Here is a 12,571-nt window from a genome sequence, read left to right on the forward strand (position 1 = left end):
CCACCGGCGGGCGACCCCCGCCGCCGACCCGACACCGTCGTCGAAAGGGACCGTCATGACCGTCACCACTCCTCCGAACACCTACGCCGCCCCGGGACAGCCCGACGCGAAGGTGGTCTTCGAGGCCCGCTACGACCACTTCATCGGCGGCGAGTACGTCGCCCCGGCGAGCGGGCAGTACTTCGAGAACCCGAGCCCCGTGAACGGCAAGGTCTTCACCGAGGTCGCCCGGGGCAACGCGGCCGACGTCGACCGGGCCGTCGAAGCCGCGTGGCGGGCCTTCGACTCGTGGAAGAAGACCACGATCGCCCAGCGCGCGCTGATCCTCAACAGGATCGCCGACGTCATGGAGGCGAACCTCGAGATGCTCGCCGTCGCCGAGACCTGGGACAACGGCAAGCCCATCCGCGAGGCCCTCGCCGCCGACGTACCGCTCGCGATCGACCACTTCCGCTACTTCGCCGGGGCCATCCGGGCGCAAGAGGGATCGACGGGTGAGATCGACAACGACACCGTCGCGTACCACTTCCACGAGCCGCTCGGCGTGGTCGGTCAGATCATCCCCTGGAACTTCCCGCTGCTGATGGCCGTATGGAAGCTCGCCCCCGCCCTCGCGGCCGGCAACTGCGTCGTCCTGAAGCCGGCCGAGCAGACCCCTGCGTCGATCCACGTCTTCATGGACCTGATCAAGGACCTCCTGCCCGCCGGCGTCCTCAACATCGTCAACGGCTTCGGCGTCGAGGCCGGCGCTCCCCTGGCGAGCCACCCGAACATCCGCAAGATCGCGTTCACGGGCGAGACCACGACCGGGCGCCTGATCATGCAGATGGCGAGCGAGAACCTGATCCCGGTCACGCTCGAGCTCGGCGGCAAGAGCCCGAACGTCTTCTTCGCCGACGTCGCCGACGAACGCGACGACTTCTACGACAAGGCGCTCGAGGGCTTCTCGTTCTTCAACCTCAACTCTGGCGAGGTGTGCACCTGCCCGAGCCGGGCGCTCGTGCAGCAGTCGATCTACGACCAGTTCACCGCCGACGGCGTCGAGCGTGTGAAGAAGGTGAAGCAGGGCAACCCGCTCTCGATGGACACGATGATCGGCGCCCAGGCGTCGAACGACCAGCTCGAGAAGATCCTCAGCTACATGGACATCGGCAAGCAGGAAGGCGCGAAGCTTCTGCTCGGCGGCGACCGTGCCGACCTCGGCGGCGACCTGACCGAGGGCTACTACGTCAACCCGACGATCTTCGAGGGCCGCAACTCGATGCGCATCTTCCAGGAGGAGATCTTCGGCCCCGTCCTGTCCCTGACGAGCTTCAGCGACTACGACGACGCCATCAAGATCGCCAACGACACCCTGTACGGCCTCGGCGCCGGGGTCTGGAGCCGCAACGGCGCGCAGCTCTACCGGGCCGGCCGCGACATCCAGGCCGGTCGCGTCTGGTCGAACACGTACCACCAGTACCCGGCCGGGGCGGCGTTCGGCGGCTACAAGCAGTCCGGCATCGGTCGCGAGAACCACAAGATGATGCTCGACCACTACCAGCAGACGAAGAACCTGCTGGTCAGCTACGCGGACGGTCCGATGGGCTTCTTCTGATGACGCCCGAGCAGACGGCCGCTAGGGCGCCAGCAGCGGCAGCAGCCGAGGAGGCGCGGGTCGGCGAGGTCACGCCGGCCCCCGCCTCCGGGGCGGTCGCCTCCACCCCCTCCCGGGTCGACGTCTCACCCGAGGCTGCGACCTTCCTCGTCGCCCTGACGGCCCAGCACGGCCCGCTGATGTTCCACCAGTCGGGAGGCTGCTGCGACGGCTCGTCGCCGATGTGCTACCCCGTCGGCTTCTTCCGGGTGGGGGCCGTCGACGTCCACCTCGGCGACCTGCACGTCGACGGGTTGGACCCGATCGAGGTCTACATGTCCCGCAGTCAGTTCGAGTACTGGAAGTACACGCACCTGACGATCGACGTCGTGCCCGGCCGCGGGGCCGGGTTCTCGGTGGAGAGTCCGGAGGGGAAGCGGTTCCTGATCCGGTCGCGCATGCTCGACGACGCCGAGCTGCGGGCGTTCGGACTCCACGAGGCGGTGGCCGTCGCCCCGGACCGATAGGGCGACGCCCACACCGGAGGGGTCAGTCGGTCGGCGGGTGGGGCAGGGCGTAGACGCCGTGCCCCACCCGTTCGACCACTCCCTGCCGGGCGAGAACGCTCAGCGTGGAAAGCACACTGCTGCGCCGGTAGTCCGGCAGGGCAGCGACGATCTCGGTCGTGCGCCGGGCGCCGTCCCGCAGCACCTCGGGCACGCGGTCGGCCAGCGAGTCGCCGACGGGGGCGGTCGCCGGGGCGACGTCCGTCGGGTCGCCGGCCCGCGCCTCCTGGTCGTACTCGGCACGGGCCTGGTCGAGACCCTCGGCCGAGACGCGGGTGGTCGCCCCGTCGGCGCCGGAGGCGTGCGCGTAGGGAGCGAGTGTGAGCGACCGGCCGACCCGGGCGTACACGGCCGACGCGCTCGTGCCCTGGTGCTCGGCGATCTCGGGGTACGACGCGCCGCCCAGCAGCAGCACCGCCTCGCCCTCGAGGCCTAGCCACTGGCCGAGGCTCGCGATCTCCCAGCCGGCGGCCGTCACGGCCGAGCCCCAGACCTCGATGTCGTCGGCGTGGTCGGTGGTGAGCGTCTTCAGGTCGTCGAGCAGGTCGAGCAGACGTTCGCGGGCGTCGTCGACGATCTCGGCCGTGAACTGCGGCGGGCGGCGAAGTTTGATCGGTCGTGACATTTGTGAAAGACTATCCAAGTTGTCCTCGTGGCACCACGACGTCGTCCGGCAGTCCGGGCGTCACATCCCCCACTTTTTTGGAGTTCCCATGGCTTTCGCAATCGTGCGCGCCGGTGGCCGTCAGGAGAAGGTCGAGGTCGGCACGATCCTGACCGTCGACCGGCTCAAGGCCGCGACCGCCGACACCGTCTCGTTCGTCCCCGTCCTGCACGTCGACGGCGACACCATCCTGTCGGGCGACGACCTGGCGAAGGTCACGGTCGAGGGCGAGGTCCTCAACGACCTGCGCGGACCCAAGATCGTCATCCAGAACTACAAGAACAAGACCGGTTACAAGCGTCGCATGGGCTTCCGTGCCGACCTGACCCGCGTCAAGATCACCTCGATCACCACCAACTAAGGGGCTGACAACACATGGCACACAAAAAGGGCGCATCGTCCACCCGCAACGGTCGTGACTCGAACGCACAGCGCCTCGGCGTGAAGCGCTTCGGCGGCCAGGTCGTCCTCGCCGGCGAGATCATCGTCCGCCAGCGCGGCACCCACTTCCACCCCGGCGTCAACGTCGGCCGCGGCGGCGACGACACCCTCTTCGCCCTCGCCCCCGGCTCGGTCGAGTTCGGCAACAAGGGCGGCCGCAAGGTCGTCAACATCGTCGCCTCCGCGACGGCCGTCGCCTAGGCGACACCACACGCAGCATCCGCCTCGGGGCGGTCGGGCCCAAGCCCGGCCGCCCCGAGGCTTTTCCGTGCCCCCGTACCCCTCGTTCAGGAGGCACGGCACCGAGGGGCGTAGACGGGACACATGAAGGCACTCACGTACCAGTCCGTCACCAACGTCTCCGTCGAAGACGTCCCCGACCCCACGATCATCGAACCCGGCGACGCGGTCATCAAGGTCACCTCGGCGGCGATCTGCGGAAGCGACCTGCACCTCTACGACGCGCTCGGCGCGTTCCTCGACAAGGGCGACGTGCTCGGCCACGAGACCATGGGCGTCGTCACCCAGGTCGGCCCCGACGTCAGCCGCATCAAGGTCGGCGACCGCGTCGTCGTGCCGTTCGTCATCGCCTGCGGGCACTGCTTCATGTGCGACCGCGGCCTCTTCTCGCAGTGCGAGACCACGCAGGTCACCGAATACGACTCGGGCGCGACCCTCTACGGCTTCAGCAAGCTCTACGGCCAGGTCCCCGGTGGGCAGGCCGAGCAGCTGCGCATCTCGCGTGCCGACTTCAACCTCGTCAAGGTCGGTGCCGACCTGCCCGACGAGCGCTACCTGTTCCTCAGCGACATCCTGCCCACCGCGTGGCAGGGCGTCGAGTACGCCCAGGTGCCTGAAGGTGGCACCCTCGTCGTGCTGGGCCTCGGCCCCGTCGGACAGTTCGCCTCGCGCATCGGCAAGTACCGCGGCTACCGCGTCATCGGCATCGACCCGGTGCCGGAGCGTCGTGCCATGGCCGAGCGCCACGGCATCGAGGTCCTCGACCTGACGAAGGACGTCGCCGACGTCGTCAAGAGCATGACCGACGACCGTGGCCCCGACTCCGTCGTGGACGCCGTCGGCATGGAGGCCCACGAGCACGCCGGCATCGGCCTCGTGCAGAAGTTCGCCGCCGCCCTGCCCGACACCATCGGCCAGGCCGTCATGCAGAAGGCCGGCATCGACAGCCTGGGTGCCATGCACCTCGCCTTCGAGATCGTCCGCCGCGGCGGCACCGTCTCGCTCAGCGGGGTCTACGGCGGCACCGCCGACCCCACGCCCTTCCTCACGCTGTTCGACAAGCAGATCACCATCAAGATGGGCCAGTGCAACGTCCAGAAGTGGATGGACACGCTGATGCCCCTCGTCGAGGACCCCACCGACCCGCTCGGCACCGAGGACCTCGTCACCCACCCGGTGCCGCTGTCCGAAGCCGCCGCCATGTACGACGTCTTCAAGAATAAGGAGGACGGCTGCATCAAGGTTGTCCTCAAGCCCTGACGTCTCGGACCGTTCGCTGCGCCGACGACGCGACCCCCGCCTCCTGGGGGTCGCGTCGTCCCGTGTGTCGGGCTAGCGTCGTCGCTCGGGAATGCGGTCCGTTCGTCGACCGTTCACCGAAACGCGCGCGCACGTTCACCCCACTCATGGCAAACGGGTGATGGACTGGTGACGAATCAACAACGAGGGTCTCACCCCGAGCCCGCGTCGGCGACATCGAATGAGAGAACCATGGATCTCCGGACGGCCGAACACCCCAGGCCGAACCACTTCATCCTGCACCTCAGCGACACGCACCTCGTCGGCGGTGACCGCGACCTCTACGGCGCGGTCGACAGCGAAGCCCGACTGCGTCAGATCATGGACGAGATCGAGGCGTCCGACGGGCGACCCGAGGCCATCGTCTTCACCGGCGACCTCGCCGACAAGGGCGAGCCCGACGCGTACCGCAAGCTCCGCGCCCTGATCGAGCCCGTGGCCGAGCGGCTCGGCGCCCAGGTGATCTGGGCCATGGGCAACCACGACGACCGCAGCGCGTTCCGGTCCGAGCTCTTCGGTCAGCTGCCCTCGCAGCGACCGGTCGATCTCGTCTACGACGTCAACGGCCTGCGCGTCATCACCCTCGATACGACCGTGCCGGGTCACCACTTCGGCCGACTGTCCGGCGACCAGCTCGACTGGCTGGCCGAAGAGCTCTCGACCGACGCCCCCGACGGCACCATCATCGCCATGCACCACCCGCCGGTGCCGAGCGTGCAAGACCTGACGGCGCTCGTCGAGCTGCGCGACCAGGCGGCACTGGCCGAGGTGATCGAGGGCAGCGACGTCCGCTCCATCATCGCCGGGCACCTGCACTACTCGACGAACGCCACCTTCGCGGGCGTGCCCGTCTCGGTCGCGTCGGCCACCTGCTACACACAAGACCTGAACGTGGCCGGCGGCGGCACCCGTGGCCGCGACGGCGCGCAGGCGTTCAACCTGGTGCACGTCTACGAGGGCACGGTCGTGCACTCGGTCGTGCCGATCGGCACCTACGAGACCGTGGGCGAGTACGTACCCGCGGACGTCGTGGCCGAACGGCTCGCCGTCGCCGGCGTGCGCATCGCCCCGGCCGCCCCTCGCCACCGGGCGACCGACACGGCCCCGGTGCCCGTCGTGGCCCGCGACCTCACGCTGACGGGGCCGATCGACACGCTCTGACGGCGCGGGTCCTCCCGCCACCGCCCTGATCCTGCCCTGCGGCGTCCGTCACCCCCGCCGCCTGGCCGCTGCGCAGGGTCCCCTGTCGACCAGGTCGCACCCGCCGCGGCAGGCCCCGCGCACCGTCGGCAATTCCTGCCTCCTGCTGCGTGCGGCCTCCTGTGCCCCCGTCCATGGCCCCTCGCGCGGCACGGAGCAGGAATTGCCGCCCCGCTCGGTGCAGTCGACCCCGCTCAACCCCGTGCAGCCACGGTGACGAGGACCGTCCGCCCCGGACACGGCCTGCTCGGGTCGACAATTCCTGCCTCGTGTCGATCGGGCGACGCAGACACGCCGCCCGACCGCGACCGTCCTGACGGGAGGCAGGAGTTGCCGACAAGGGACGAGAACACCGGGACGGCAGGCAGGACGTGCCGACCCGGGCGCCGACGACGGGTCGGGGCAGGTCGGGTCGGGTCGGGTCAGGTCGGGTCAGCCGCGGGCGGGCGTGCGCGCCTCGGCGGCCATCGCGGAACGCAGCCGCCGCAGGTACCCGTCGCGGAGCACATGACGGAGGCGCGGGGGCAGATGCGGGACGACGACGGCCGTGACGCGCATCACGCGGTCGTAGCGACGCTGGGCGCCGGTCGACCACGCCAGCCCGAAGTCGTCTCGGACGCTGCTCGGCAGGGACCCCGCGGTGACGAGCCTGGCGAGCGGCATCACCGCTCTCAGCCACCACGGCCCCGTCGTCGGGTGCAACAGCTCGTGCGCGACCCGACGGGTGACGTCGTCCACCTCGAGCTGCTCGACGGCGTCGTCCCAGTACCGCCGGAACGAGGCCACGTCGGCCGGCCACAGCTCTCGCGGCATCTGCAGCGACGTGCCCACGAGGGCGTAGTCCTGGTAGACGGTCTCTGAGTGGGCCGGGTCGATCGGCCCGTGCACCCGCTCGAAGAGCTGCATGGCCGAGTCGTAGAGGGTCGCCGCGACCCAGAGCTGCAGCCCGGGGTCGAACGCGTCGTACCGCACCGACGAGGACTCGCCGCCGTGTACCGGACGGTGCGCCCGACCGACGTCCCGGCGGACGTGGGCCACCTCGGACGGGGTGCCGAAGACGATGGCGTAGAGGTACGTCATGGTGCCGTGCAGTCGCGACAGGGGACGCTCGACGAAGTCGCTGTGCTCGGCGACGCCGTGCCCCACCCCTGGGTTCGCCAGTTGCAGCAGGATCGCCCTGCCCCCACCGGCCAACAGCACCGACTCCCCCGCCATGTCGGAGATGCGCCGCACGTCCGAGCCGTGAAGGGTCCAGGGCAGTCGCATGCGGTCAGCCTACGGCGGGCCGTCGATAGGGTGCTGACATGGCCACCCCCGACTTCGTCCTGTCCCTGCGCGAGAAGATCGGCACGGCGCCGCTGTGGCTCGCTGGCGCGACCGCGGTCGTCGTCCGCGGTGACGAGACGCTGCTGGTGCGCCGAGCCGACACCGGCGCCTGGACGCCAGTGACGGGCATCGTCGACCCGGGCGAGCACCCTGCCGACGCCGCCGTCCGCGAGACCCTCGAGGAAGCCGACCTGCAGGTCGTCCCCGAGCGGCTGGCGTCGATCGGGGTGACCGGCGAGGTCGTCTACCCGAACGGCGACCGCGCGCAGTACCTCGACCACACCTTCGTCATGCGCTACGTCTCGGGCGAGCCCTCCCCCGCGGACGGCGAGAACACCGAGGCCCGGTGGTTCCGGCTGGACGACCTGCCGACGATGGGTGCCGACATGCTCGGCCGTCTCGACGCAGCCCTCTCGGGCGAACAGGCGGCCCGCTTCGGCACCTCGACGGCCTGACGGACGGCACGGACCGCACGGACCGCACGGAGTCCACGGGCCACACCGACCACGGGCCGCACCGCCCTGGTCCGCGCCGACCCCGAGGGCCGAACGGGCTGCGCCTGCGGAAGGGACCTGTGTCAGTCCGAGCCTTCGAGCCCCCGGTTCGACGACGATCCGGTCGCCTCGCCCGACTGAGCCGCCTCGGCACCGAGTGCCCGTCGGTCTTGCTCGGCGTTCTCGAGGGCGACGCGCTGCATCTCGTCCTTCTCCCACGGTGCGGGGAACGGGTAGTACCGCTCGAGGAAGTCCGTGACCGAGGCGGTCCGTTCTTCGTCGGTGACCTCGGGAAAGCTGCCGTCGTTGAGGCAGAAGAAGTCGAACGCCCGTTTCTTCAGCACCTCGGACAACGACGCCAGCCCCGACACCATCGTGGTGTCGATGTAGCTGACCTTGGCGTTCTCCTGCACGATCGCCCGGCCCGTCATCAGCGAGTAGTAGTGGTAGAGCGAGTTCGTGACCGAGATGTTCTCCTTCGCGCGGAAGGGGCTGCCGGCCGTGGCGGCGAACTCGTCGGCGAACTCGTGCTCCATCTCGAAGAGGACGCTGCGGCGCAGCGGTGCGGCGGTGTGCTCGAGGTGGCGGGTGAGGACGCGCCCGAAGCGCTGCTGCAGCAGACGTCGGTTGACCCGGGCGGCGTTCTCGAACCCACTGCGGTCGATGTTGTTGTGCCCGAGCCCGATGCGCGTGTCGGCCTCGATGAACTTCGTGACGGAGCCCGGCGAGAAGAACATGCTCGGCGCGACGGGACGCCCGAAGAACATGTCGTCGTTCGAGTACAGGAAGTGCTCGCTGAGCCCCTCGATGTGGTGCAGCTGCGACTCGACGGCCTGTGAGTTGTGCGTCGGCAGCATCGAGAGGTCGCTGAAGAACTCCTCGCTGCGGACGACGCGCACACGGGGGTGCTCGCCCAGCCACTCGGGCACGGGCGAGTCGGTCGCGATGTAGATGTTGCGGACCCACGGCGCGAACATGTAGACCGACCGCAGGGCGTACTTGAGCTCGTCGATCTGACGGAACCGGGCTGCCGAGTCGTCACCCTCGCCGACCACGTGGCGCTTGGCCTGCGCGGCGCGGGCACGCTGGTACTCGATCGAGTTGCCGTCGACCCAGGAGAAGACGATGTCGATGTCGAAGGTGATGTCGGTGGCGTGGTCGTCGAACATGTGCTCGAGGGTGGGCCACTCGATGCCGTACCGCTCGACCGTCCCTTCGACGGCCTCGGCACGGGGCAGTTCGGTGCGCATCAGCGCGTTCTCGGTCGGGGCGAGGATCTCGTCGTCGGTGATGATCCAGAACTCGACCTGCACGGCCGTGCCCGCACCGTAGCGGAGGCGGCCGATGGGCTCGACCCGGGGCCGGTAGACGCGGAAGACCCGCTCGGTCTCGAGCTCGAGCCCGCCCTCGACGACGAGGGACGCCTGACCCTTGCGGGGCTTGGCGTAGAAGGGCTCGGTGGCCGAGGCCGCGACCATGGCGGCGGTGAAGCGGTCACGGTGCACCGTGTCGACGGCGATCACGGGGCGGATGTCGTTGCCGCGCACGAGCAGGAAGGGCACCTGGGCGGCGTCGAGCACCCGACGGATGTAGAGGAGGTCCTCGATCATCGACTGCTGGGGCGTGAGGTGACCGTTCAGGAGCGTGAACTGCCCCTTGCGGACCACGACGTCCTCTCGGTCGAGACCACCGGCTCGGTGACGAGGGGTCAGCAGAGGGCTCTCGGACGTGCCGACCATCTCTGACGTACCGGGGATCTCCGTGGCCATGCAGACTCAACCTTCCGTGCGGGCCTCGGGCGGGCGGGCGCACCCTCGGCATTTTACGGGGTCGGCGGCACCCCGGAGTGTCCACTGCCCCTGACGCTCAGCGGCGACCCCGGACCGAGGCGGACTTCGTGGTCGTCGCGGCCTCGGTCGGCACCTTCACGAGCACACCGACCGCGATCATGAGCGCGGCGGCCACGAACTGCAACCCCTGCCAGAGCTCGGCCGGGAGGGGCACCACGAACACCGGGTTCCAGAGGACGGCCACGGCGGCGAGCAACGGCAACGCCCACCAGAGCCGCCCCCGGTAGGCGAACACGAGGATGATGAGGGCGAAGATCGACACGACGTACCGGAACACGGTGAAGACGTCGGAGGCGAGCAACGCGGTCCCGGCGAGCAACGCGATGGCCGCGATCAAGCCGGGCGCCAGGGCCGGACGCGTGAACGCGGGGGCGGTGGGGGTGGGCACCGCCTACTCGATGTCGTAGGCGACGTCGAGCACGCTGATCGGGCGGCTCATCGGCGGCTCGTCGCGCAGGCGCTCGAGGGCGGGCTGCAGCTCGCCCAACCAGGCCTGGTAGCCGGCGTCGGTGAGGTGGACGTGGTCGGCCGCGAACTCGGGTCGCAGGGCGTCACCCGACTCGTCGGCCAGTGCGGGCCAGAGGTCGAGCCACTGCGCCCGGACAGTTGACGAGAACTGGCGGAGGTGCCGGTTGGCGTCCTTGAGGCGAGGCGCGAACTCAGGCCCCCGCGGCGCGATCGACTGCAAGAGCAGACGCGTTCCCGGCAGTTCGCGGCGCATGGCCACCATGAGGTTCTCGATGCCGCGCACCACCTGTTCGACCGAGCGTCGCGCGGTGAAGTCGTTGGTGCCGATCATCAGCACCACCGAGTCGGGGTTCGCGGCCACGACGTCATGGAGCCGTTCGGTCAGGCCGGCGATCGTGTCGCCCCCGACACCCAGGTTGACGACCTGCTCGTCGGGCAGCCAGGCCGCCCAGTCGCCGTTCTCGGTCAAGCTGTCGCCGACGAAGGCGACGGTCTCTCGTTGTGTCATCACGACCTCCTGGTGGTCTGCTGAAGTGCCCCCATCGTGCCATCACCCGCTGGGAGCCGCGAACCGGCGCGCTCGTGCCCGCCGCCCGCACCTCACTGACGGAAGCGTCGCGGCCTCTTCGACCACACGCGGTCGAGCGCGTGGCGGACGCGCGGCAGCAGCACGACGAACGACGACACGACGACGAGCACCCCGAACAGCACCCCGAGCCACAACGGCACCGGCGACATGGCCTCGTCGCCCGTCGGGTACAGCGGCGCCGGCGTCGACATCAGGACGAGGAGGCGCGGGTCGGTCACGCGACGGCCGTCGCGTCGGTCGTCGCCCCGCCCCCGGCACCAGCGGATCGGTCGTCGGTCACCCGACCGGCCGCCTCCCGCTCGGCCGCCTCCCGCTCGGCCGTCGCAGTGATGCGCCGCAGCATGCCCGAGAAGATGACGCCGTGGAACGGCAGGATCGCGAACCAGTAGAGCCGCCCGCCGAGGCCCTGCGGGAAGAACACGGCGCGTTGGCGGTAGTGCGAGCCGCCCTCGGGACGCGGCTCGACCGTGAGTTCCAGCCACGCGCCTCCCGGGACCTTCATCTCGGCCCGCAACCGCAACAGGTGACCGCGTTCGAGCTTCTCGACCCGCCACCAGTCGAGGGCGTCGCCGACGCGCAGGCTCGTCGCGCTGCGGCGGCCGCGCCGGAGGCCCACTCCCCCGACCATGCGGTCCATCCAGCCGCGGGCCGACCAGGCCAGCGGGAACGAGTACCAGCCGTTCTCGCCGCCGATGCTCTCGAGCACCTTCCAGAGCTCGGCGGGCGGTGCGCTCGTGTCGGTCTGCCGGTCATCGGTGTAGACGGTGTGCCCGGACCAGTCGGGGTCGCTCGGCAGCAGGTCGCTCGGCGCCCCCGCGACCGACGAGTCCTGCCAGCTGGTCTCGACGTCGCCGTCCTGCTCGCGCTGCAGGGCCAGGCGCACGGCACGGCGGTAGGGCAACAGTCCTTCGGCGGGCGGGGGCACGACGGCGTCGATGTCGTGCTCGCGCACGACGCAGTCGTACTGCAGGGACGCGATGATCGGGACGGCGAGGGCGCGGGGCACGGGCGTGACGAGGTTGACCCACTGCGAGGCGAGCCACGGCGTGAAGACGGGCAGCGACGCGATCGGACGTTGCTTGAGGCCGGCCTCGAGGGCGTAGCCGTTCATCATCTGCCCGTAGCGGAGCACGTCGGGGCCGCCGATGTCGAAGGTGCGGTTGACGTCGTCGGGCACGTCGGCCGCGCCGAGCAGGTAGTGCAGCACGTCGCGGACGGCGATCGGCTGGATGAAGTTGCGCACCCACTTCGGCGCCGGCATGTAGGGCAGCACGTCCGTCAGGTGACGGACCATCTCGAACGAGGCGCTGCCCGAGCCGATGACGACGCCGGCCTGCAGGGCGACGGTCGGGACGCCACTCGCGAGCAGCACGTCGCCGACGTCCTTGCGCGACTGCAGGTGCTTCGACAGGTCGCCCTCGGGGTGGAGTCCGCCGAGGTAGACGATGCGGCGGACGCCCGCGTCGCGCGCGGCGTCGGCGACGGTGTGCGCCGCGTCGGCCTCGGCGCGCTCGAAGTCGCCTCTGCCACCCATCGCGTGGGCGAGGTAGTAGACGACGTCGACGCCCTCCATGGCGGGACGCACCGTCTCGGGGTCGGTCAGGTCGCCCTGGACGACCTCGACGTCGCCCGACCAGGGCACGTCTCGCAGCTTCTCGGGTGAGCGCACGAGCACCCGCACGTCCGCCCCGGCAGCCACGAGCCGCGGCGTCAACCGCCCGCCGATGTACCCGGTCGCCCCGGTCACCAGCACCCGGCGGGAGGCCACGGCGTGGTCGGTGTCGCTGGTGACGTGGGTGCTCGACGGCACGCCGTCGGGAGTGTTCGCAGACATGGGCCCAAGCTACGCTGGACCCCA

At 70.1% G+C, this 12,571-nt stretch carries 14 protein-coding genes; 7 read left to right on the forward strand and 7 right to left on the reverse strand.

Features of this window, described 5'->3' with window-relative positions:
* Positions 1-55: 55 nt before the first annotated feature.
* Both SJY14_RS10705 and SJY14_RS10710 read left to right on the forward strand, forming a co-directional pair.
* A complete protein-coding gene (locus tag SJY14_RS10705; protein ID WP_396598880.1) occupies positions 56-1,597 on the forward strand; it encodes an aldehyde dehydrogenase family protein in 1,542 nt (513 codons plus the stop codon).
* Between the two features lie 155 nt (positions 1,598-1,752).
* On the forward strand, positions 1,753-2,103 hold the full coding sequence (locus tag SJY14_RS10710; RefSeq protein ID WP_396600271.1) for a DUF779 domain-containing protein: 351 nt from the start codon (positions 1,753-1,755) through the stop codon (positions 2,101-2,103).
* A gap of 22 nt (positions 2,104-2,125) precedes the next feature.
* Here the strand turns inward: SJY14_RS10710 and SJY14_RS10715 are convergent, their stop codons facing one another.
* Positions 2,126-2,767, reverse strand: coding sequence for a hypothetical protein (locus tag SJY14_RS10715; protein WP_396598881.1), 642 nt, complete (start codon positions 2,765-2,767; stop codon positions 2,126-2,128).
* A gap of 88 nt (positions 2,768-2,855) precedes the next feature.
* Here SJY14_RS10715 and rplU point away from each other — a divergent pair, with 88 nt between their 5' ends.
* From rplU to SJY14_RS10735, 4 genes are all read left to right on the forward strand, one after another.
* Entirely contained in the window at positions 2,856-3,167 is a 312-nt protein-coding gene (rplU, locus tag SJY14_RS10720; protein WP_054144935.1) for a 50S ribosomal protein L21, read from the forward strand.
* A gap of 14 nt (positions 3,168-3,181) precedes the next feature.
* Complete coding sequence (rpmA, locus tag SJY14_RS10725; RefSeq protein ID WP_043596143.1) at positions 3,182-3,448, forward strand: 50S ribosomal protein L27; 267 nt, start codon at positions 3,182-3,184, stop codon at positions 3,446-3,448.
* A 123-nt stretch (positions 3,449-3,571) separates the two neighbouring features.
* Positions 3,572-4,747, forward strand: a complete 1,176-nt coding sequence (locus tag SJY14_RS10730) for an alcohol dehydrogenase catalytic domain-containing protein (protein ID WP_071253845.1) — start codon at positions 3,572-3,574, stop codon at positions 4,745-4,747.
* Between the two features lie 231 nt (positions 4,748-4,978).
* Positions 4,979-5,947, forward strand: a complete 969-nt coding sequence (locus SJY14_RS10735; RefSeq protein WP_396598882.1) for a phosphodiesterase — start codon at positions 4,979-4,981, stop codon at positions 5,945-5,947.
* 471 nt (positions 5,948-6,418) lie between these two features.
* On the opposite strand, the gene SJY14_RS10740 is transcribed toward SJY14_RS10735, so the two are convergent.
* Complete coding sequence (locus SJY14_RS10740) at positions 6,419-7,252, reverse strand: oxygenase MpaB family protein (protein WP_396598883.1); 834 nt, start codon at positions 7,250-7,252, stop codon at positions 6,419-6,421.
* Positions 7,253-7,290: 38 nt separating this feature from the next.
* On the opposite strand from SJY14_RS10740, the gene SJY14_RS10745 reads away from it, so the two are divergent.
* Positions 7,291-7,767 carry an NUDIX hydrolase gene (locus SJY14_RS10745; protein ID WP_396598884.1) on the forward strand — a complete coding sequence of 159 codons (477 nt, stop codon included), beginning with the start codon at positions 7,291-7,293 and terminating at the stop codon, positions 7,765-7,767.
* 122 nt (positions 7,768-7,889) lie between these two features.
* Here SJY14_RS10745 and SJY14_RS10750 read toward each other — a convergent pair whose 3' ends face one another.
* The 5 genes from SJY14_RS10750 to SJY14_RS10770 form a co-directional block, all read right to left on the reverse strand.
* Positions 7,890-9,545, reverse strand: coding sequence for a stealth family protein (locus tag SJY14_RS10750; protein ID WP_396600272.1), 1,656 nt, complete (start codon positions 9,543-9,545; stop codon positions 7,890-7,892).
* Between the two features lie 127 nt (positions 9,546-9,672).
* Positions 9,673-10,044: a DUF6804 family protein gene (locus SJY14_RS10755; RefSeq protein WP_071253851.1), complete on the reverse strand. Its 372-nt coding sequence runs from the start codon at positions 10,042-10,044 to the stop codon at positions 9,673-9,675.
* 3 nt (positions 10,045-10,047) lie between these two features.
* Positions 10,048-10,632, reverse strand: coding sequence for a GDSL-type esterase/lipase family protein (locus SJY14_RS10760; protein WP_071253853.1), 585 nt, complete (start codon positions 10,630-10,632; stop codon positions 10,048-10,050).
* Between the two features lie 92 nt (positions 10,633-10,724).
* Positions 10,725-10,931, reverse strand: a complete 207-nt coding sequence (locus SJY14_RS10765; protein WP_071253855.1) for a hypothetical protein — start codon at positions 10,929-10,931, stop codon at positions 10,725-10,727.
* Entirely contained in the window at positions 10,928-12,547 is a 1,620-nt protein-coding gene (locus tag SJY14_RS10770) for an SDR family oxidoreductase (protein WP_396598885.1), read from the reverse strand. Before SJY14_RS10770 ends, SJY14_RS10765 begins: the two co-directional genes overlap by 4 nt.
* Positions 12,548-12,571: the final 24 nt, after the last annotated feature.

The organism is Frigoribacterium sp. R86507, assembly GCF_044597695.1.
GTDB lineage: Bacteria > Actinomycetota > Actinomycetes > Actinomycetales > Microbacteriaceae > Frigoribacterium.

Bases quoted from the DNA above. Each gene is read 5' to 3' on its own strand.
- SJY14_RS10760 (WP_071253853.1), bottom strand. From the start codon at position 10,632: ATGACACAACGAGAGACCGTCGCCTTCGTCGGCGACAGCTTGACCGAG.
- SJY14_RS10740 (WP_396598883.1), bottom strand. From the start codon at position 7,252: ATGCGACTGCCCTGGACCCTTCACGGCTCGGACGTGCGGCGCATCTCC.
- SJY14_RS10715 (WP_396598881.1), bottom strand. From the start codon at position 2,767: ATGTCACGACCGATCAAACTTCGCCGCCCGCCGCAGTTCACGGCCGAG.
- rpmA (WP_043596143.1), top strand. From the start codon at position 3,182: ATGGCACACAAAAAGGGCGCATCGTCCACCCGCAACGGTCGTGACTCG.
- SJY14_RS10735 (WP_396598882.1), top strand. From the start codon at position 4,979: ATGGATCTCCGGACGGCCGAACACCCCAGGCCGAACCACTTCATCCTG.
- rplU (WP_054144935.1), top strand. From the start codon at position 2,856: ATGGCTTTCGCAATCGTGCGCGCCGGTGGCCGTCAGGAGAAGGTCGAG.
- SJY14_RS10730 (WP_071253845.1), top strand. From the start codon at position 3,572: ATGAAGGCACTCACGTACCAGTCCGTCACCAACGTCTCCGTCGAAGAC.
- SJY14_RS10750 (WP_396600272.1), bottom strand. From the start codon at position 9,545: ATGGTCGGCACGTCCGAGAGCCCTCTGCTGACCCCTCGTCACCGAGCC.
- SJY14_RS10705 (WP_396598880.1), top strand. From the start codon at position 56: ATGACCGTCACCACTCCTCCGAACACCTACGCCGCCCCGGGACAGCCC.
- SJY14_RS10770 (WP_396598885.1), bottom strand. From the start codon at position 12,547: ATGTCTGCGAACACTCCCGACGGCGTGCCGTCGAGCACCCACGTCACC.
- SJY14_RS10745 (WP_396598884.1), top strand. From the start codon at position 7,291: ATGGCCACCCCCGACTTCGTCCTGTCCCTGCGCGAGAAGATCGGCACG.